The sequence below is a fragment of the Cronobacter universalis NCTC 9529 genome, assembly GCF_001277175.1.
Classification (GTDB): domain Bacteria; phylum Pseudomonadota; class Gammaproteobacteria; order Enterobacterales; family Enterobacteriaceae; genus Cronobacter; species Cronobacter universalis.
In genome coordinates, this window is sequence record NZ_CP012257.1 from 1,987,305 (window position 1) to 2,006,908 (window position 19,604).

Genomic DNA, 19,604 nt, shown 5'->3' on the forward strand with positions numbered 1-19,604 from the left:
CCTCCCGCTTTACGCCTGCACCGTGTGCATCAGGCTGTCCATCTCATCTTTGACCGACTGTACCTGCGGGCCGATCACCACCTGCAAATTGTGCTGGTTAAGCTGCACCACGCCGATGGCGCGGTTTGCCTTGAGCGCGGCGCTGTCGACCCGCGACATATCCTTCACCGAAAGGCGCAGGCGGGTAATACAGTTATCGAGCGACGTAATATTCTCCGCGCCGCCGAGCGCCTGCAAAATGGCCGGGACGTCATAGCCCGATTTCCCGGTATGGCCTGATGGCGCGACGTTAACGGCCGCGGTTTCAGCTTCACGGCCCGGCGTTTTCAGGTTAAAGCGGGCGATGGCGAAGCGGAAAATCGCGTAGTACGCCACAAACCAGACGCCCGCCACGACCGGCACCCAGTACCATTTGGTGGAAAGCCCGTGCAGCACGCCGAAAACCACAAAATCGATAATATTGCCGTCGGTATTGCCGATGGTCACGCCGAGCAGCGCCATCATGGTAAAACCCAGCCCGGTCAGCAGCGCGTGGATAAGGTAGAGCGCAGGCGCCACAAACAGGAACAGGAACTCCAGCGGCTCCGTGGTGCCGCCCACCACGCAGGCGATCACGCCGGAAATCAGCAGCCCTTTGATCTTATGTCGGTTCTCCGGGCGGGCGCAGTGATACATGGCGAGCGCAGCGCCAGGCAAGCCGCCCAGGAACGCCGGCATTTTCCCCTGCGACAGGAAGCGGGTGGCGCTTTCGGCGAAGCCGTGCGAGGTGGGGCAGTTAAGCTGCGCCTGGAAAATAGTCAATGCGCCGGAGACGCTATGCCCGCAGACATCCATCGTGCCGCCCGCCTCGGTAAAGCGGATCAGCGCCACCAGAATATGTTGCAGGCCGAACGGCAACAGCAGGCGCTCGCCGGTGCCGAAAATCATCGGCGCGAAGCTGCCGGTGCTGTTAATCAGCCAGCCCAGCGCGTTAATGCCTTTGGCGAAGAACGGCCAGATGAGCGGAATCGTCAGGCCGACCAGGCCCATCACCACGGTGGTGACGATAGGCACAAAGCGCGTGCCGCCGAAAAACGCCAGCGCGTCCGGCAGGCGTACTTTATGAAAGCGCTCATGCAGCAGCCAGATAATTACGCCTGCAATCACCGCGCCCAGAATGCCGGTATCGATGGACTGAATGCCGAGCACCGACTGCACGTTGTTGGCTTTCAGCAGCGCCGCGTCCTGTGTCGGCAAAATGCCTTTGGCGGTGAGCCAGAAATTAACCGCCAGGTTCATCACCGCGTAGCCCACGAAACCGGCAAACGCCGCCACGCCTTTGTTTTCACGCGCCAGCCCCAGCGGAATGGCGATACAGAACATCACCGGCAGAAAACTGAAGGCGAAAGAGCCCATTTTGCTCATCCAGGTGAAGATGAGCTGCAACACGCCGTTGCCAAGAAACGGCATGAGCGTAATCACGTCGTGACTGCTGAGCGAACTGCCGATGCCCATCAGAATGCCGCAAAACGACAGCAGCGCCACCGGCAACATAAACGTTTTGCCGAGCTGCTGCATAAATCCCCAAAGCGTATTTTTTTGACCCGTATTCGCCGTCATAAACGACACCTCGCGTTAAATGATCCCAGCCCCTGAACGAAGGATCGCAAGATAAAACGTTTTACCAAAGTTTAATGCGCGTTGAATCACAGAACATTACCCAGGCCTGACCGTTATAATAGCGGGACAGGTAAAAGGTTTTATCTGCCAGTCGCGGAGCAAAAAGCACAGCCAATGAGTCAGGCGAAAAGAATCACTATCAATGATGTCGCACAGGCGGCGGGGGTGTCGGTCGCCACCGTTTCGCTGGTGCTGAGCGGCAAAGGACGGATCTCCAGCGCCACCGGCCAGCGGGTGAATGACGCTATTGAGCAGTTAGGATTTGTGCGTAACCGGCAGGCGTCGGCGCTGCGCGGCGGGCCAAGCGGGGTGATTGGGCTTATCGTGCGCGATCTCACCACGCCGTTTTACGCCGAGCTCACCGCAGGCCTCTCCGAGGCGCTGGAAGCGCAGGGGCGAATGCTCTTTCTGCTTCAGGGCGGGCGTGATGAAGCCCGGATGCAGCGCTGTTTCGATACGCTGCTCGACCAGGGCGTGGACGGCGTGGTGGTGGCCGGCGGTACGGGTCAGGTCGCCGCGTGGCAGGCGCAGGCCCGCGCGCGCAACATTCCGCTGCTTTTTGCCTCGCGCGCCAGCCATCATGATGAAGTGGACACGGTGCGCCCGGATAATCAACAGGCGGCGCGGCTGGTGACCGAGCATCTTATTCATCGCGGCCATCAGCGTATCGCCTGGCTGGGCGGCGCGAGTTCGTCGCTGACCCGCGCCGAACGGCTCGGCGGTTACTGCGCCACGCTTTTGCAGTATGGCCTGCCGTTTCACAGCGAGTGGATTGTTGAATGCCCGGCGGGGCAGAAACAGGCGGCGGAGGCCATCACCGAACTGCTGCGCGTAAACCCGACCATTACCGCCGTGTTGTGCCATAACAGTACCGTGGCGATGGGCGCGTGGTTCGGCCTGATGCGCGCCGGGCGGCAGAGCGGCGACGGGGGCTATGAGAGCTATTTTGAGAACAGCGTGACGCTGGCGGCGTTCGCGGAGGTGCCGGAGGCGCGGCTGGATGATGTGCCGTTGACCTGGGTGACGACGCCCGCCCGCGAAATGGGGCACTGCGTGGCGGAGCGCATGATGCAGCGTATTCAGCACGGCGAGGAATCTACCGGCAGCCTGATCCTCGGCCCGCGGCTGGTGGCGCGGCGCTGACAGGCGCAATAAAAAACGGCCTCCTGAGAGGCCGTTTTCTTTTTTACTGCTGCGGTACCGGCTGCGGCGTCACGCCCGGCGCGCCGGGTGCCGGCACCGCCTGCGGCTCCGGCGCGGTCAGACCTGGCATACCGAACATGCCGACAAACTCCGCCAGCGGCATTTTCTGCCCGTTCAGGTTAACCTGACCGTTGGCGTACTGGAGGCTGGTGACGATGCTGTTGTCCTGCATCGTGGTGATGCGGAACATCTGGCCCATCGCCGCGAGGCCTTTCACCTGCTGCGCCGCCAGCTTCTCGGCGTCCGCCTGCTGGTAGCCTTCCAGTTTCGCCACCTGCGTCATCATCTCCGTCGCCATATCCACCGGGATGACCAGCTTGCTGTCGAGAGTTTTCACCACGCGATCCAGCTGCTCGGCAGGCGCGGCCTGGGCTGCGCTGACCGGCGTCTGGCTCGGATCCTTCAGGAACAGCGACAGGTTAAAGGTGCTTTCGCCTTTGGCGTTTTTCCAGCTCAGCGGCGCGATAGTGATAACCGGGTTGCCTTTCAGCAGCAGCGGCAGCGACGAGAGCAGGATTTCGGTCGCCTGCTGCTGATACTGCTCCGGATTATCCATAATGCCCGGCTGCGCCATCAGCGCGCGGCTGCGCTCGTTATACTGCTGGCTGAACTGGTGCCACGCCTGGCCGTCGATGTTGCCGATTTTCAGCGTCATCTTGCCGCTGCCCAGATTCTGGTTCTGCACTTTCAGGCTGTTCATGACGTAATCCATCTGGCTGTCGATGCTCTTGCCATCTTTCGCCACGTCGGATTTGCCGTTCAGGCTGATGCCTTCCAGCAGCGCCATCTCCTGGCCTTCAATCGCGATAGCCAGTTTTTCGAGATCCAGCTTCTGCTCGCCGACGCGCTCGTTAAAGCTTGTCATTTTGGTGTTGCCGTCAGCCTTCAGGCCATTGAAGGTGAGCTGAACGTGCTGGCCGTACTCGTTGACCGCGTTAACGAGGCCGCTTCCGGCTTCGCCTTTCAGGCTCACTTCATTGCCGTCTTTATCGGCATCCAGCTGGAATTCGCCGCCGCTGAACGAGACTTTCTCATCCGGCGTGTCGTAGTTCAGCGCCTGAAGCTGGATATCGCTGGAGGTCGCGCCGCCGTAGCCGATGCGGGTCTGCACGTCGGCGAACGATTTGCCTTTCGCGATATCAAACAGCGCTTTGGTCGTGGCGTTGCTCACAAGCGTGGTGTGCACGGACGCCATCGCGGGCAGGATATTGAGTTTTTTCAGATCGGCGAGCGGGAACGGGCCGTGGCTCACCACCTGCTCCAGCACCACGCTCTGGCCAGGTTTCAGCAGGGCTTCCTGCTGGCCTGCCGCGGGTTTCACCACCAGTTGCAGATGACTGCTGAAAATCCCTCGCTGGTAATCCTGGTAGCTCAGCTCAAGCCCCGCCTGCGGCGCGCTGCGCTTAAGCTGCGCGTTGGCTTCGGCCACCATTTCGCCGACATGTTTTTCAAACTGCTTACCGGTGTACCACGCGCCACCTGTCCAGATAACCCCGAGAGCGACAATCACGCCCACGGCGACCAGCGATTTTTTCATGATTCAGTTCCCTTAAAACGAAGCCAGACGGCGGTCCGTCTGGCATGACTGGCAAAGATGTTACCAAGCTTAGCAATCCTTGCTTAAAAGATCAGTAACTTAGTTGAGCTTATTATAGACCCGCGCGAGACGGCCCACGCCGCTCACGCTGACCGGCGATTCATTCGCCGCGATGAAGGCCGATTCGCCCGGTTTCAGGCTCAGGCGCTCGTCGCCTTTGCTGAGCACCGCTTCGCCCTCGACGCAGAACAGGATCGCGGCGCTCTCCTGCGCCAGGCTTTGCGGCTGCGAATGAAGATCGTGCAGCGAGAAGGCGAAATCCTCGACCGGGATCGGGAACTCCAGCGCCGCGCCGTCTTTCTCAGGCTGCGTCAGCAGTTCGCCCGCGGGTTTGGCGACAAACTTCACGTTGGCGACCAGCTCAGGAATATCGATATATTTCGGGGTCAGGCCCGCGCGCAGCACGTTGTCGGAGTTGGCCATGACCTCCAGCGCCACGCCCTGCAAATAGGCGTGCGGCGTTTCGGCAAACAGGAACATCGCCTCGCCGGGGTTCAGTTTCACCACGTTCAGCAGCAGCGGGGAGAACAGGCCGCTGTCGTCCGGATAGAACTGCGCGATAAACCGGATGGTGTCCCACGGCTCGCCCTGCTGGCTCGCGACCGTCGCTTTCAGCACCGCCAGCGCGCGGGATTTCTCCTCGCCCTGCATATTCAGCAGCCCGGCGAAGAGATCGCGCAGGCGGTCGGCATTCGGCTCGGCCAGGAAATGAGCGATAGCGGTATGCGCGCCCGCGACCGGCTGCAGCAGGGAGACAATCTCAGAAAACTCACGGAACGCGTTCATGGCGAGGAACGGCGTCAGGGCGAAGACCAGCTCCGGCTTGTGGTTCGGATCTTTATAATTGCGCTCGGCAGCGTCCAGCGGAATGCCCGCCGCGTTTTCACGCGCGAAGCCGTCTTCGGAAGCGTTCTTGTTCGGGTGTACCTGAATAGAGAGCGGCTGGTCGGCGCACAGCACTTTAAACAGGAACGGCAGTTCGCCGAAGCGCTCCGCCACCGGCGCGCCGAGCAGGGCAGTTTTATCCGCCTCGATCACCTCGCGAAGCGCGCGGGTCTGGCCCTGCGCATCCTGAATTTTCGAGCTGCTTTTGGGGTGTGCGCCCATCCACAGCTCCGCCATCGGCAGGCCTTCCGGGTTCGCCACGCCATAGAGTTCCGTTAACGCCGTTTTGCTGCCCCAGGCGTAGTTTTGCACCGAGTTAATGAGTTTCTGCATGATCAGTCCCTGTATTCGAAGGAAAACATTTTTCGGTATTAAACCAATAAAGCGACGCGAAGTAACCCGGCTGGGTAAAAAGTCGGTTTAGTCTCAGTTTTTGTTAAAAAATTGTGTACGATGTAGCGACTCGCTTTTTCATGCCGCACACGGAATCAGTGGCGGAACGACGAATTTCTTAACTGTAGCTGTAAGTGAGAGTGCAATGTCTGGCAAACCCTTCTTCTGGCAAGAGCCTTTTCCACTGAAAAAGGACGAGACCGAGTATTACCTGTTAACCCGCGATCACGTCTCCGTTTCCGAATTTGAAGGTCAGGAAATCCTGAAAGTCGAGCCGCAGGCGCTGACCCTGCTGGCCCGCCACGCCTTCCACGACGCCTCGTTTATGCTGCGCCCGGCGCATCAGCAGCAGGTGGCGGATATCCTGAGCGACCCGGAAGCCAGCGAAAACGACAAATATGTCGCGCTGCAATTCCTGCGCAACTCGGAGATTGCCGCCAAAGGCATTCTGCCGACATGCCAGGATACCGGCACCGCCATCATCATGGGCAAAAAAGGCCAGCGCGTCTGGACCGGCGGCGGCGATGAAGCCGCGCTGGCGCAGGGCGTCTACGAGACCTATACCCAGGATAACCTGCGTTATTCGCAAAACGCGGCGCTCGATATGTACAAAGAGGTCAACACCGGCACCAACCTGCCGGCGCAGATTGACCTCTACAGCGTTGACGGCGAGGAGTACAAATTCCTCTGCATCGCCAAGGGCGGCGGCTCCGCGAACAAAACCTATCTGTACCAGGAAACCAAAGCGCTGCTCACGCCCGGTAAGCTGAAAGCGTACCTGGTGGAGAAAATGCGCACGCTCGGCACCGCGGCCTGCCCGCCGTACCATGTGGCGTTTGTGATTGGCGGCACGTCGGCGGAAGCGACGCTGAAAACCGTTAAACTCGCCTCGACCAAATATTACGACGGCCTGCCGACCGAAGGTAACGAACACGGCCAGGCGTTCCGCGATGTCCAACTGGAAGAAGAGCTGCTACAGGAGGCGCGTAATCTCGGCCTCGGCGCGCAGTTCGGCGGCAAATATTTCGCGCACGATATCCGCGTTATCCGCCTGCCGCGCCACGGCGCGTCCTGCCCGGTGGGCATGGGCGTCTCCTGCTCGGCGGACCGCAATATCAAAGCCAAAATCAACCGCGACGGCATCTGGATCGAGAAGCTCGAAAGCAACCCCGGTAAATACATTCCCGAAGCGCTGCGTCGCGCAGGCGAGGGCGAAGCGGTGCGGGTCGATCTCAACCGTCCGATGAGCGAAATCCTCGCGCAGCTCTCGCAGTATCCGGTCTCCACGCGGCTGTCGCTCTCAGGCACTATCATCGTGGCGCGCGATATCGCCCATGCGAAACTGAAAGAGCGCATCGACAGCGGCGCGGGGCTGCCGCAGTACGTGAAAGATCACCCGATCTACTACGCAGGCCCGGCCAAAACGCCGGAAGGGTATGCTTCCGGCTCGCTCGGCCCGACGACGGCCGGTCGTATGGACTCCTACGTGGATCTGCTTCAGGCCAACGGCGGCAGCATGATCATGCTCGCCAAAGGCAACCGCAGCCAGCAGGTGACGGACGCCTGTAAGAAACATGGCGGCTTTTATCTCGGGAGCATCGGCGGCCCGGCGGCGGTGCTGGCGCAGAACAGCATCCGGCATCTGGAGTGCGTCGAGTACCCGGAATTCGGTATGGAAGCTATCTGGAAAATCGAGGTTGAAGGTTTCCCGGCGTTTATCCTGGTGGATGACAAAGGCAACGATTTCTTCCAGCAAATCCAGGCCGGGCAGTGCTCGGCGTGCCTGAAGTAACGTAACAGACCCTGATGCAGGCCGGGTAAGGCGCAGCCGCCCGGCCTTTTGACCGCAAAAAAGAGCGCACAAAGCGCCATACAAATTCGCCGAAGCCATCAATACTTATTCCTGAAGCATGCGAGCAATCCCATCTTTGTTATCAAGGAGAAAGTAATGACCGCCTACCGCAGTGAAAAAGATTCCATGGGCGCTATCGACGTGCCGGCCGATAAACTCTGGGGCGCGCAGACGCAGCGTTCGCTGGAGCACTTCCGCATTTCCACCGAGAAAATGCCGACCGCGCTGATTGAGGCGCTGGCGCTCACCAAACGCGCCGCCGCGAAGGTCAATATGGATCTCGGCTTACTGCCCGCAGAGCGCGGCGAGGCCATCATTAACGCCGCCGATGAAGTGCTGGAAGGCGCGCATCCGCAGGAGTTCCCGCTCGCTATCTGGCAAACCGGCTCCGGCACCCAGACCAACATGAACATGAACGAGGTGCTGGCGAACCGGGCGAGCGAAATTCTCGGCGGCGAGCGCGGCATGGCGCGTAAAGTGCATCCGAATGATGACGTTAACAAGAGCCAGAGCTCAAACGACGTTTTCCCGACGGCGATGCATGTCGCGGCGGTGATCGCGCTGCGCGAACAGCTGATCCCGCAGCTTAAAGTGCTGCATAAAACGCTCAGCGATAAGGCGAGCGCGTTCAGCGATATCGTGAAAATCGGCCGTACCCATTTGCAGGACGCCACGCCGCTGACGCTCGGCCAGGAGATCTCCGGCTGGGTGGCGATGCTTGAGCATAACCTGAAGCATATCGATAACAGCCTGCCGCATCTGGCGGAGCTGGCGCTCGGCGGCACGGCGGTCGGCACCGGTCTGAACACGCATCCGGAGTATGCGGAGCGCGTGGCAAAAGAGCTCGCCGCGTTCACCGGCCAGCCGTTCGTCACCGCGCCAAACAAGTTTGAGGCGCTCGCCACCTGCGACGCGCTGGTGCACGCCCACGGCGCGCTGAAAGGGCTCGCCGCCTCGCTGATGAAAATCGCCAACGACGTGCGCTGGCTCGCGAGCGGCCCGCGCTGCGGCATCGGCGAAATCTCGATCCCGGAAAACGAGCCCGGTTCGTCCATCATGCCAGGCAAAGTGAACCCGACGCAGTGCGAAGCGCTGACTATGCTGTGCTGTCAGGTGATGGGCAATGACGTGGCCGTCAATATGGGCGGGGCGATGGGCAACTTTGAGCTTAACGTGTTCCGCCCGATGGTCATTCATAACTTCCTGCAATCGGTGCGTCTGCTGGCCGACGGCATGGAGAGCTTTAACCATCACTGCGCTATCGGCATCGAGCCGAACCGTGACCGCATCAGCCAGTTGCTCAATGAATCGCTGATGCTGGTAACGGCGCTCAATACGCATATCGGCTACGACAAAGCTGCCGAGATCGCCAAAAAAGCGCATAAAGAGGGGCTGACGCTGAAAGCCTCCGCGCTGAAGCTTGGTTATCTCAGCGAGGAGGAGTTTGACGCCTGGGTACGCCCGGAAGAGATGGTGGGCAGTATGAAGCCCTGATCAGGGCGCGAGGTAGAGGTGCAGGCGGGGGATCATCATGACGAGCTCTTCCGCCTGCGGTTTATAGCGGTGCTGCACGTTTTCCGCGTCATAGTTCAGCAGTTCGCCGATATCCGGCACCGCGCCGCCGCGCGTTTCATGGCACAGAACAATCAGCGGCGACGGGCACGCATACTGCACCTGCCGCTGGTTTTGCGCGTACCAGACGCGCGCCACCGGCTGCACTTTCACCGGACGCTTAATCTTCAGCCGCGCCTTCTGCGGGAGCGCGGCGATATCGTTGTACTCCTGCGTGAGGCGCGCATGCCACTGCTCTTTGGTTAGCCCGCCCACCGCGCGCGGCGCTTTCAGCCCGCGCTCCAGCGTCGCCAGCACCTCGTCGCGCGTCAGGTTTTTAATAATGTGCTTATTCGCCCAGCCGAAACGCAGCGTGGCCGGGTTGTCCAGCACCGTGAGCCGACGGTAGGCGTTGAGCGTAATCAGCCCTGGCAGGTAGCGGTGCACCCATTCAAAACGCTGGGTGGAGGGCAGGCCCGATTCCACGGTGATAATCTCTTCCAGCTGCGCTTTCAGCGCGTTGATTTTGTCCGCCAGCGCGTGCAGCGCCTCGTGCTGCGCATCATCGACGCTGAAACAGACCGCGCCAGGCAGGCGCACCGCCGCCTTGCTGCTGCGCTTTTCCGACTGCTGCTGGATAAACAGGTGCGTAAAGTGACGCAGCGCCGCCTCCTGCGCCTCTTTGCCGATTTTTTGCGTCACCGATATGGTGAGCAGCGGGTCGTGCTCTTTACCTTTTTCCACCTCGGGCAGGCTGAACACCCGCGCCGCCAGCAGGCGACAGGCCGCGAGGCCCTCGCGCATCTCCATTAATGCATGTTCTAATTCGCGAAAGGTGACGTTAAGGCGTTCAACGAGATCGTAACGGGCCATGATGCTCTCACATTAGTTACAACATACTTTATGTTTAACACAGTTTTGCCGGGTTTGACCATAGCGAGTTAAAAGCCAAGCAGGAAGATACGGGCGACGTGGGGACGAGAAATGGTGGGTGCGCTGCGCTTACCCACCCTACGAGTCTTATGCGCAGTGTTTTGTAGGGCGGGTAAGCGCAGCGCACCCGCCGCGAAACAGGAGATAACGCCAATACAGTTAACCGTAGGGCGGGTAAGCGCAGCGCACCCGCCGCGAAACAGAAGATAACGCCAATACAGTTAACCACAGGGCGGGTAAGCTTCGCGCACCCGCCAGATATGCCATAACCATTACACCTCTTCTGCGGGCAACACCACCGGCCAGCAAAAACGAAAATGCGCGCCGCCGAGGTCGCTTTGCGTCACGCTCACCTCGCCATTCATGGCGGTCGCGATGGAATGTACAATCGCGAGCCCCAGACCACACCCGCCGGTGGCGCGATCGCGGCTCGGATCGAGACGTACAAACGGCTCAAACACCCGGCTGCGCTCATCTTCCGGTATCCCCGTTCCGTCATCTTCCACTTCAAGGATCGCCTGCGCGCCATCCAGCGATAAGCCGATTCGCAGCCGCTGCTCGCTGTAGCGCAGCGCGTTATTCACCAGATTATCCAGCACGCGCTCCATAAGACGCATATCCAGCGCACCGTAATCGCCCTCGTCGACGCGCGTGACGATAAGCTCGCGCTCCGGGTGCAGCAGGCGCGCGTCGTCCACATAATCATGCAGCCAGCGCGGCAGTTCCGGGTGCGTCAGATGAAGCTCGGTTTGCGGCCGGTCCAGCCGCGCGTAGGTCAACAACTCCTCGATCAACGCTTCCAGCTGGCCGATATCGCGGTTCAGCGCCTGCGATTGCGCCGCGCTCAGGTTATCGCTCATCTCCAGTCGGTAGCGCAACCGCACCAGCGGCGTGCGCAGCTCGTGGGCTATCCCGTCAATCAACTGCTTTTTACTGGCGATCAGCGCGTTAATGTTGTTCGCCATCTGATTAAACGCCACGCCGAGCCGTGAAAAACTCGACGCCTTATCAAAATGAATGCGCTCATCCAGATGCCCCTCGCCAAGCCGCTGCGCCGCAGACTCCAGCCGCAGCATCTCCTGCCAGTGCGGGCGCATCCAGATAAACACCGGCAGCGCCAGTGAAATCGCGATCAGCGCAATCAGGGCGATATCCAGCAGGCGCATCTGATGCAGAAAGTAGAGATAGGGCACGGGGCCGACCGCCAGCACATAGTGGCTGCGCGGAATACGCTGGATAAACGTATATTCATCGTCCAGCGCCACGATTTCGCCCTCGCGCAGGCGGCGGCTGTTGATGTCATCAAGGTGAAACTGATTCATCGGCTGAATGCGCAGCTTAAACGACAGATTCAGATCCAGCTCTTTGATCGTTTTATTCCACTCGTGCGGCGGAATTTCACGCAGCTCGCTGCGCATCAGGTAGAGCGAGCTTTTCATCAGGTCGTCCAGCGACTGACGCCCGGCGCGCTCGGCGGTGAACTTATAGACCAGCCCGACCAGCATCGTCATGACCAGAAAACAGACAAAGAGCAGCAAATAGAACTGAATAAAGAGTTTTTTCATGGAGATATCTCACGCCTGCGGCGCGGTTACTGGATAGCAGATGTCGTATGCGGAAAGTGCGCGGCCAGATGATCGATAAAGGCTCTGACCGCGGGCGGCAGACCGCGACGCGTGGTAAACACCAGATGCACAATGCCGCGCTGGCCCTGCCAGCCGCGATACACATGCACCAGCTCGCCGGTTTTCAGCGCCTTTGCGCAGACGTGATCCGGCAGCAGCGCAATGCCCAGCCCCGCGATGGCCGCCGCGCGAACAGCCGTAAAATCGCTGCAGCTTAGCCGCGGATGATGGCGAATCAGACAGCGCTTTCCCTGTTCATGTTCCAGCGCCCAGCTGATTTCACCCGGCTCGTCGCTGGTGCCAAGCGTCGGATGACAGGCGAGGGTGTCGACAGCCCCGTTAAGTCTACTGGCAAGCTGCGGGCTGGCTACCAGGATACGGTTCGACGTGCCCAGCGTGCGCATAATCAGCTCGGCGTCGCTGGTCAGTTCGGTGCGCACCCGCAGCGCCACATCCACGCGCTCTTCGATTAAATCGACAGGGCGGTCGATGGCGATGATTTGCAGTTTCACCTGCGGGTAGCGGTTCATAAAGTCGGGCAGCATGGCCTGGATAATCTCCACCATGCCCGTCGGGCAGCTGAAACGCACCACGCCCTGCGGCTCCTTACGCGCCTGGGCGATGATCGCCTGCGCTTTTTCCGCCTCCAGCAACATCGCGCGGCACTGGTCGTAAAACGCCTGGCCGATATCGGTGACGCGAAAACGGCGGCTGGAACGCTCAATCAGGCGCACGCCAAGCTGCGCCTCAAGCCCCGCCACGCGGCGGCTTAGCTTCGATTTCGGCTGCTTCAGCGCCCGGCTGGCGGCGGCGAAACCGCCGTGGTTAACCACTTCGGCATAGTAAAAATAGTCGTTAAGATCGCTTTGCATTATCGTTCCTCAGACAGAACGCAGGGTGCCATTTTGTCCTGGTACACAGCCCGATGGGAAGCGCTTATTCTCAGCCCATGACAGAGGTCATCATTCAATGAGGATAAAACTATGAACGCACGTTTTAGCAATAAAGTGGTTATCGTGACCGGCGGCACCAGCGGCATTGGCCTGGCTACTGCTAAAGCGTTCGCCGACGAAGGCGCGCACGTATTTATCACCGGGCGCCGGCAGGCAGCGCTGGATGCGGCGCTAGCGCAATTAGGTGACAACGTCACAGGAATCCGCGGCGATATGAGCCTGCTGGCGGATATCGATCGCCTATATGAAGCGGTGCAGCAACGCCACAGCCATATCGACGTGATATTCGCCAACGCGGGCGGCGGCGAGCTGGCACCGCTCGGCGAGATTTCCGAGGCGCATTATCACGATACCTTCGACACCAACGTGAAAGGCGTACTGTTCACCGTACAGAAAGCGCTGCCGCTGCTGCGTGACGGTGCCGCCGTGGTGCTGAACGCGTCGACCGCCGGCTCCAGCGGCACGCCCGCCTTCAGCGTCTACGCCGCGAGCAAAGCGGCGGTACGCAGCTTCGCACGCAACTGGATACTCGATTTGAAAGACCGCCACATTCGCGTCAACGCCATCAGTCCGGGGCCGGTCAATACGGCGGGGCTGAATGACCTCTTTGGCGGTGGCGATCGGGCCGAAGACGTGAAAAACGAACTCACCGCGCAGATCCCGCTCGGGCGCGTCGGCAAGCCGGAGGAGATCGCCCGCGCGGTGCTGTTCCTGGCGTCTGACGAGGCGAGCTTTGTGAATGGCGTTGAAATGTTCGTCGATGGCGGGATGGTGCAGATTTAAGCGTCAGCGCCGCGCGGGAAGCGCGGCGCAATACGTTACGCCTCGCTTTCCCAGGCGTGCGGCGCGAACAGATACCCTTTGTTGCGCACCGTCTTGATGCGATAAGGCTCGGTCGCGCTGTCGTTAAGCTTTTTACGCAGCCTTGAAATCGCCACGTCCACGCTGCGATCCAGCCCGTCATACGTCACGCCGCGCAGGTTTTTTAACAGCGCGTCGCGATCCATGATCTGCCCGGCGTGGGTCGCGAGCTCCCACAGCAGATCAAAATCGGCGGTTGAGAGCGCCACCTGCTCGCCCAGCAGCGTGACCTGACGGTTCAACGGATCGATACACAGCGTGCCGAAACGCAGCGCCTTGTGAGGCTGAAGCGTCGGAGCGCTATCCGCCGTCACGGGCGCGGCGGTCATATGCTGGCGCAGGTGCAGACGCAGGCGCGCCAGCAGCACGGCGGGCGGCGTGGTTTTAAGGATGTAATCGCTGGCACCCATTTCGAGCGACAGAATATGGTTCATATCGCTGTCGAGAGACGTCAACAGCACCACGGGGCCCGACCAGCGTGCGCGCAGATCGCGGCACAGCGTCATGCCGTCTTTGCCTGGCAGCATAATATCCAGCAGCACCAGATCCGGGTTCTCGCGCTCTATAACCGCTTCGGCGCGATCGCCGCGGCTTTCGACAATCACATCGATATCGTGGCGGCCCAGATAGGCGGCGATAAGCTCGCCGACTTCCGGGTCATCTTCAACAAAAACGATCTTGCTCATAGGTTTCTGCGTTGCGGTAAAAACACCAGGATACACCGGGCCGGCGCGACGCGCCAGCAATGGCGGCTCAACAGGTTAACGCAACGGGCGACCGCCGTTCACCGGGTAACTGTGGCCGGTCACGTAACGACTGGTAAGCAGATAATCCACCAGGTCGATAATCTCTTTTTCGCCGGGCGCGATTTTCATCAGCGATTTATTCAGCGCCTTCTGGCGATACTCCGGATCGTCATGCTCGTTAAAGAGGATTTGCGACGGCGCGATGGCGTTGACTTTTACCTCCGGCGCGAGCTTGCGGGCAAACGAACGCGTGAGATTATCGAGCGCCGCTTTACTGGCGGCATAGGCGATGTACTTCGCGCTGCCGCGCTCCACGACATAATCGGTAAAGTGAATAATATCGCAGGCGGCGTGGCCCTGGCCGCGCATCAGCGGCTCCAGAGCGAAGTTAAGAAGATAGGGCGCGTGAACGTGAATTTGCAGCATGGCGTTCAGCACATCAGCGGGCGGCACAGGCGGGCTTTCATCCTGCCAGGTGCTGGCGTTATGCAACAGCGCGCGAATGTGGGTGGTGCGGGTTTTTACGGCGTCGGCAAAGGCCAGAATGCCGTCATCGTGGCAAAAATCGGCTTCAATGCAGACCGCGCCCGCGTCTTCCAGCACGTCAATCGCCGGGTAACGGGTGCGGTAGCTGACAATCACATCATGCTGCTGCGCCAGGAAATGGTGCGCCAGCGCAAGGCCGATACGGCGGCCCGCGCCGGTGATAACAATGGGCTTATCCAGTTTTTTCACCACGACTCTCCTTAAGCAATAGCGGCAGGAGATTAGCGCACCAGCATCCAGGTCGCCGGCAGCGCGGCAATCAGCAGCAGGCCGATGACGATTTTCTCCTGACCTTTCAGCGCCACGTTATCCACATGGGTGCGGCGCGCGTAGAGGAAGAACACCACCCCAGGCGCGTACAGCACGACGGAAAGCAGCAGATGCATCGGGCCTGAGGCATACAGCAACCATAGGCCATAAATGCACGCCCCGACAGCAATCGCCTGATGTAAAGGACGCTTCGCGATTTTCAGCAGGTAAGCGCCGACCAGGAAATAGGGCACCAGAATCATCTCGGAGGCGATGGTCAGCAGCGTGTTGTAATCAGAGCCGGTCGCCCAGATCAGCACCAGACAGATCTGCACGCTGGCGTTTGTCAGCCACAGCGAGGCAGCCGGCGCGTTGCGCGCGTTCTGGCGGGCGAAGAGGCGCGGGAACGCTTTATACTGCGCGGCCAGCAGCGGCACTTCGGCCGCCATAATGGTCCAGCTCAGGTACGCGCCGCACACCGAGACGATCAGCCCGGCGGCGATCACCACTTCGCCCCAGGAGCCCATCATTTTCACCATCAGGCCCGCCATCGACGGGTTGCGCATTTGCGCCAGCTCCGGGCGCGCCAGCACGCCGAGCGACAGCAGCGTCACCAGCAGATAGACCGCGAGCGCCGCAAGCACGGCCAGAAGCGTCGCCAGGCCGACATCTTTTTTCTGCCGCGCGCGGGCCGACACCACCACCGCGCCTTCAACGCCGATGAACACCCACAGGGTAATCAGCATGGTGTTTTTCACCTGCTCCCAGACGGGCACGCCGAGATCGACGCCGGTGAAATCCAGCGTAAAGGTCGGCAGGCGGAACGCGATGACGGCCAGCACCACAAACAGGCCGAGCGGCAGGAGTTTAGCCAGCGTCGCGGCCAGGTTGATGCTCGCCGCGGTCTGCACGCCGCGCAGCACCAGAAAATGCACCACCCACAGCAGCACCGACGCGCCGACGATGGCCTGCCAGGTGTTGCCGTCGCCAAACAGGCGCAACTGCGGCGTGTCGGTAAAGAAGCTCAGCGCGGAGAAGACGATAACCAGATAAGAGACGTTGGCGATCACGGCGCACAGCCAGTAACCCCAGGCGGAACAGAAGCCGACCAGTTCGCCGAATCCTTCGCGGGCGTAGGTAAAAATACCGCCGTCAAGGTCAGGGCGCAGGCGCGTTAAGAACAGCATCGCCAGCGCCAGCAGCAGGATCCCCGCGCCGGTAATGCCCCAGCCAATCAGCAACGCCGCAGGACTCGCCACCTCCGCCATATTCTGCGGCAGACTGAATACTCCGGCACCCAGCATGGAACTTAAAACAAGCGCGGTTAACGCGGCGAGGCCCAGCTTCTTTTCCATAGACAACCTGTTTTGCAAAAGGAAAGATCCAGAATAATTATTGTGCCAGAGCGCATAAAAATGGTGGATCGCACTAAGGCGCGGGATTTTACGGAGTGCGAAGCTCGCTTGCAATGCGGCGTACACAAAATGTAGCGGAAAAACAAAAAAAGCGGCCGTAGCCGCTTGGTTTTGAGACTGAGTCTTACTTGTAGAGGTCGGCGCTGATGGTCATGTTGCCGCCGCGCTCTTCCCACTGACGGGTGATGTGATAGTACTTGGCGCCTTTCTTCGCGGCACGTTTCGCCACGTTATAGGAGATATCGGTCATACTGCTGTAGTGGCCGGTGAACTTGACGCTGTCGAACGGCACCATCTGGGCGGCGGTGATTTTGTTCACCTCTTCGACTTTAGTACCGTCCGGCAGGGTGACAGTGTAACGTCCGCCTTTCGATTCCTGCGTTTCAAAGAAGCGGCCTACGTCGCTGCTTGGCGAGGCGGTGGTGGCGACGCCCGGGATTTCCACTTTTTTGGCTTCTTCGCCGCCTTTAGCCAGCGCCGCGCGGCCTGCTTCGGAATCGGCCGGGATCGCGTCCGGGCTTTGCAGTACGCGTTTTTTGGCATCGGCTTTATAGATATACGCTGTGATGCGCTGGTTGCCGCCCTGGTTGGTGTCTACCTGGCGCACGATCCAGAAAGAGGCCGCGCCTTTGGCTTTCGCCGCTTTGGTGATGGCGTCGTTCACTTCCGGCTGGCTGCGGTAGAAACCCTGCACGGTTACGGTGTCATACGGCTCAAGCGCGATAGCCTGATCTTTCGGCAGTTCGACCACGCCATTGATCACGCGGTTTTTCGGCGCGTCGGCTTTCGGCGCGTTTTCACGGTAGACATCGGCCACCACGCGCCAGTTGCCGCTGTTGCCGGTGTCGCTGGTGTCCTGAATATAGTAAGACGCCGCGCCCATAGCGTCTGCGCGACGGGAAACGGCGGTGGCCGCTTCGTTAATGGCGTTGAAACGACCCGTAATGACGATACGGTCAAACGGTTTCAGCGCCGAGGCTTGTTCCGGCGTTAATTCTGTCGCCGCCTGAGCGGACAGCGAGGCCGCGGAAAAGAGAGCGGTCGCCAGAAGGGTATGCTTGAGCTTCATAAAAATGATCCTTCGCCTTGCGCAAAACAGGTACTGATACAGCCTGTGTGAAATGGTTAGTCGTTGATTATTGCATTGAAAGGTGCCAGATGTCTGCGGCATTTTTCACAGCTAATGCTGTCGCTTGCCGTTTATAAATAACTTCAGGTTATGAATAGGGAAAATCCTCTTCTGACCACTAAAATTGATAAAGCTTATGACTTTTTAAGTTAAATCATTGTTAAACCTGCGTGCTTCCCCGGCGCAGAATCGTTTTTTCCTCGCCGGAAAGAGCGTAAACGTAGCGGCTGGCAGCCGGTTTTAAGCAAAAATCCCTGTCAGACGGCGAGGACGCTACACTTTCACGCATTAACCGTTAAATAGTTGTCCCGGACGGTGGATCGAAGGCGGTTATTTCAGTAGGTTATAGAAAGTTTGTGACAACGATATGGATGGCGAACACCACGGCGCCGCGCTTTTTCGCCGGGCGTTTTCGTCTGCTAAGCGAGTGACAGACCATCTTAAAAATCGATGGAAGGGAATACTATGCGTATTGGTGTACCAAAAGAGCGGGTAACTCTGGAAACCCGCGTCGCGGCGACCCCAAAAACGGTGGAGCAGCTGCTGAAGCTTGGTTTCAGCGTCGCGGTGGAACGCGATGCCGGTAAGCTGGCGAGTTTCGATGACGACGCGTTTATCGCCGCAGGCGCAAGCGTCGTGGAGACCGCCGAGGTCTGGGAATCGGATGTCATCCTGAAGGTCAATGCGCCGCAGGAGGACGAAATCGAGCGGTTGCGTCCCGGCACGACGCTGATTAGCTTTATCTGGCCTGCGCAAAACCCACAGCTGCTGGAAAAACTGGCCGCGAAAAACGTCACCGTCATGGCGATGGATTCCGTGCCGCGCATCTCCCGCGCGCAGTCACTGGATGCCTTAAGCTCAATGGCCAATATCGCCGGTTACCGCGCGATTGTGGAAGCCGCCCATGAGTTTGGCCGCTTCTTTACCGGCCAGATCACCGCCGCCGGTAAGGTGCCGCCTGCCAAAGTCATGGTGATTGGCGCAGGCGTCGCGGGCCTTGCCGCTATCGGCGCCGCTAACAGCCTCGGCGCTATCGTGCGCGCGTTCGACACCCGTCCGGAAGTAAAAGAGCAGGTGCAGAGCATGGGCGCCGAGTTCCTTGAACTCGATTTTAAAGAAGAAGCGGGCAGCGGCGACGGCTACGCCAAAGTGATGTCCGAGGCTTTCATCAAAGCGGAAATGGCGCTGTTCGCCGCCCAGGCGAAAGAGGTGGATATTATCGTCACCACGGCGCTGATCCCGGGCAAACCGGCGCCGACGCTTATCACCCGTGAAATGGTCGATTCCATGCAGCCGGGCAGCGTGATTGTCGATCTCGCGGCGCAGAACGGCGGCAACTGCGAATACACCGTGCCGAATGAAATTTTCGTCACCCCTGGCGGCGTCAAGGTGATTGGTTATACCGATCTGCCGGGCCGCCTGCCGACGCAGTCTTCACAGCTTTACGGCACCAACCTCGTCAACCTGCTGAAACTCCTGTGCAAGGAGAAAGACGGGGCGGTCGTGGTCGATTTCGACGATGTCGTGGTGCGCGGCGTAACGGTCATTCGCGACGGCGAAGTCACCTGGCCTGCGCCGCCGATTCAGGTTTCCGCACAGCCGCAGGCCGCCGCGAGCGCGAAACCAAAGGCTGCGTCGGTCGAGCCGCCTGCGCCGTCGTCGCCGTGGCGTAAATATGCGCTGATCGCGCTCGCCATTATTCTGTTTGGCTGGCTGGCGAACGTGGCGCCGAAAGAGTTCCTCGGCCACTTCACCGTGTTCGCGCTCGCCTGCGTGGTCGGCTACTACGTCGTCTGGAACGTTTCCCATGCGCTGCATACGCCGCTCATGTCAGTCACGAACGCGATTTCAGGGATTATCGTCGTCGGCGCGCTGTTGCAGATTGGCGACGGGGGCTGGATCAGCTTCTTCAGCTTTATCGCGATCCTCATCGCCAGCATCAATATTTTTGGTGGTTTCACCGTCACTCAGCGCATGCTGAAAATGTTCCGGAAGAACTAAGGGGTA

Annotated in this window: 15 protein-coding genes; 5 read left to right on the forward strand and 10 right to left on the reverse strand. The window is 59.8% G+C overall.

All coding sequences use genetic code 11. The features are described from left to right. Nucleotides 1-9 precede the first annotated feature (9 nt). Complete coding sequence (gene malX, locus AFK65_RS09095; RefSeq protein WP_007697482.1) at nt 10-1,599, reverse strand: maltose/glucose-specific PTS transporter subunit IIBC; 1,590 nt, start codon at nt 1,597-1,599, stop codon at nt 10-12. A gap of 174 nt (nt 1,600-1,773) precedes the next feature. Here malX and AFK65_RS09100 point away from each other — a divergent pair, with 174 nt between their 5' ends. Beyond that, a complete protein-coding gene (locus AFK65_RS09100) occupies nt 1,774-2,802 on the forward strand; it encodes a Mal regulon transcriptional regulator MalI (protein WP_007697497.1) in 1,029 nt (342 codons plus the stop codon). Between the two features lie 43 nt (nt 2,803-2,845). On the opposite strand, the gene AFK65_RS09105 is transcribed toward AFK65_RS09100, so the two are convergent. Then, a complete protein-coding gene (locus AFK65_RS09105; protein WP_038857285.1) occupies nt 2,846-4,399 on the reverse strand; it encodes a YdgA family protein in 1,554 nt (517 codons plus the stop codon). A 99-nt stretch (nt 4,400-4,498) separates the two neighbouring features. Next, nucleotides 4,499-5,677, reverse strand: a complete 1,179-nt coding sequence (gene manA / locus AFK65_RS09110) for a mannose-6-phosphate isomerase (RefSeq protein ID WP_007697503.1) — start codon at nt 5,675-5,677, stop codon at nt 4,499-4,501. Nucleotides 5,678-5,882: 205 nt separating this feature from the next. Here manA and fumA point away from each other — a divergent pair, with 205 nt between their 5' ends. Beyond that, nucleotides 5,883-7,529: a class I fumarate hydratase FumA gene (gene fumA / locus AFK65_RS09115; RefSeq protein ID WP_007697506.1), complete on the forward strand. Its 1,647-nt coding sequence runs from the start codon at nt 5,883-5,885 to the stop codon at nt 7,527-7,529. 156 nt (nt 7,530-7,685) lie between these two features. Further along, entirely contained in the window at nt 7,686-9,083 is a 1,398-nt protein-coding gene (gene fumC / locus AFK65_RS09120; protein ID WP_007697508.1) for a class II fumarate hydratase, read from the forward strand. Here fumC and tus read toward each other — a convergent pair whose 3' ends face one another. From tus to AFK65_RS09135, 3 genes are all read right to left on the reverse strand, one after another. After that, nucleotides 9,084-10,013 (reverse strand): DNA replication terminus site-binding protein, encoded by a 930-nt coding sequence (tus, locus tag AFK65_RS09125; RefSeq protein WP_038857283.1) that lies wholly within the window; start codon nt 10,011-10,013, stop codon nt 9,084-9,086. A 332-nt stretch (nt 10,014-10,345) separates the two neighbouring features. Further along, nucleotides 10,346-11,638: a two-component system sensor histidine kinase RstB gene (gene rstB, locus AFK65_RS09130; RefSeq protein ID WP_038857280.1), complete on the reverse strand. Its 1,293-nt coding sequence runs from the start codon at nt 11,636-11,638 to the stop codon at nt 10,346-10,348. A 26-nt stretch (nt 11,639-11,664) separates the two neighbouring features. Beyond that, nucleotides 11,665-12,570 (reverse strand): LysR family transcriptional regulator, encoded by a 906-nt coding sequence (locus AFK65_RS09135; RefSeq protein ID WP_007697513.1) that lies wholly within the window; start codon nt 12,568-12,570, stop codon nt 11,665-11,667. 111 nt (nt 12,571-12,681) lie between these two features. On the opposite strand from AFK65_RS09135, the gene AFK65_RS09140 reads away from it, so the two are divergent. After that, nucleotides 12,682-13,434 (forward strand): SDR family NAD(P)-dependent oxidoreductase, encoded by a 753-nt coding sequence (locus AFK65_RS09140; RefSeq protein ID WP_007697518.1) that lies wholly within the window; start codon nt 12,682-12,684, stop codon nt 13,432-13,434. A gap of 35 nt (nt 13,435-13,469) precedes the next feature. On the opposite strand, the gene rstA is transcribed toward AFK65_RS09140, so the two are convergent. The 4 genes from rstA to ydgH all read right to left on the reverse strand — a co-directional run bounded on the left by rstA (nt 13,470) and on the right by ydgH (nt 17,537). Continuing rightward, on the reverse strand, nt 13,470-14,198 hold the full coding sequence (gene rstA, locus AFK65_RS09145; RefSeq protein WP_032805383.1) for a two-component system response regulator RstA: 729 nt from the start codon (nt 14,196-14,198) through the stop codon (nt 13,470-13,472). A gap of 75 nt (nt 14,199-14,273) precedes the next feature. Beyond that, entirely contained in the window at nt 14,274-14,996 is a 723-nt protein-coding gene (gene folM, locus AFK65_RS09150) for a dihydromonapterin reductase (protein ID WP_007697532.1), read from the reverse strand. A gap of 29 nt (nt 14,997-15,025) precedes the next feature. After that, a complete protein-coding gene (locus AFK65_RS09155; RefSeq protein ID WP_007697535.1) occupies nt 15,026-16,408 on the reverse strand; it encodes an amino acid permease in 1,383 nt (460 codons plus the stop codon). 184 nt (nt 16,409-16,592) lie between these two features. Further along, on the reverse strand, nt 16,593-17,537 hold the full coding sequence (gene ydgH / locus AFK65_RS09160; RefSeq protein ID WP_038857276.1) for a DUF1471 family protein YdgH: 945 nt from the start codon (nt 17,535-17,537) through the stop codon (nt 16,593-16,595). 525 nt (nt 17,538-18,062) lie between these two features. Here ydgH and pntA point away from each other — a divergent pair. Further along, the gene (gene pntA / locus AFK65_RS09165; protein WP_007697540.1) at nt 18,063-19,598 is read left to right on the forward strand and encodes a Re/Si-specific NAD(P)(+) transhydrogenase subunit alpha; all 1,536 of its coding nucleotides are present in this window, start codon (nt 18,063-18,065) and stop codon (nt 19,596-19,598) included. Nucleotides 19,599-19,604: the final 6 nt, after the last annotated feature.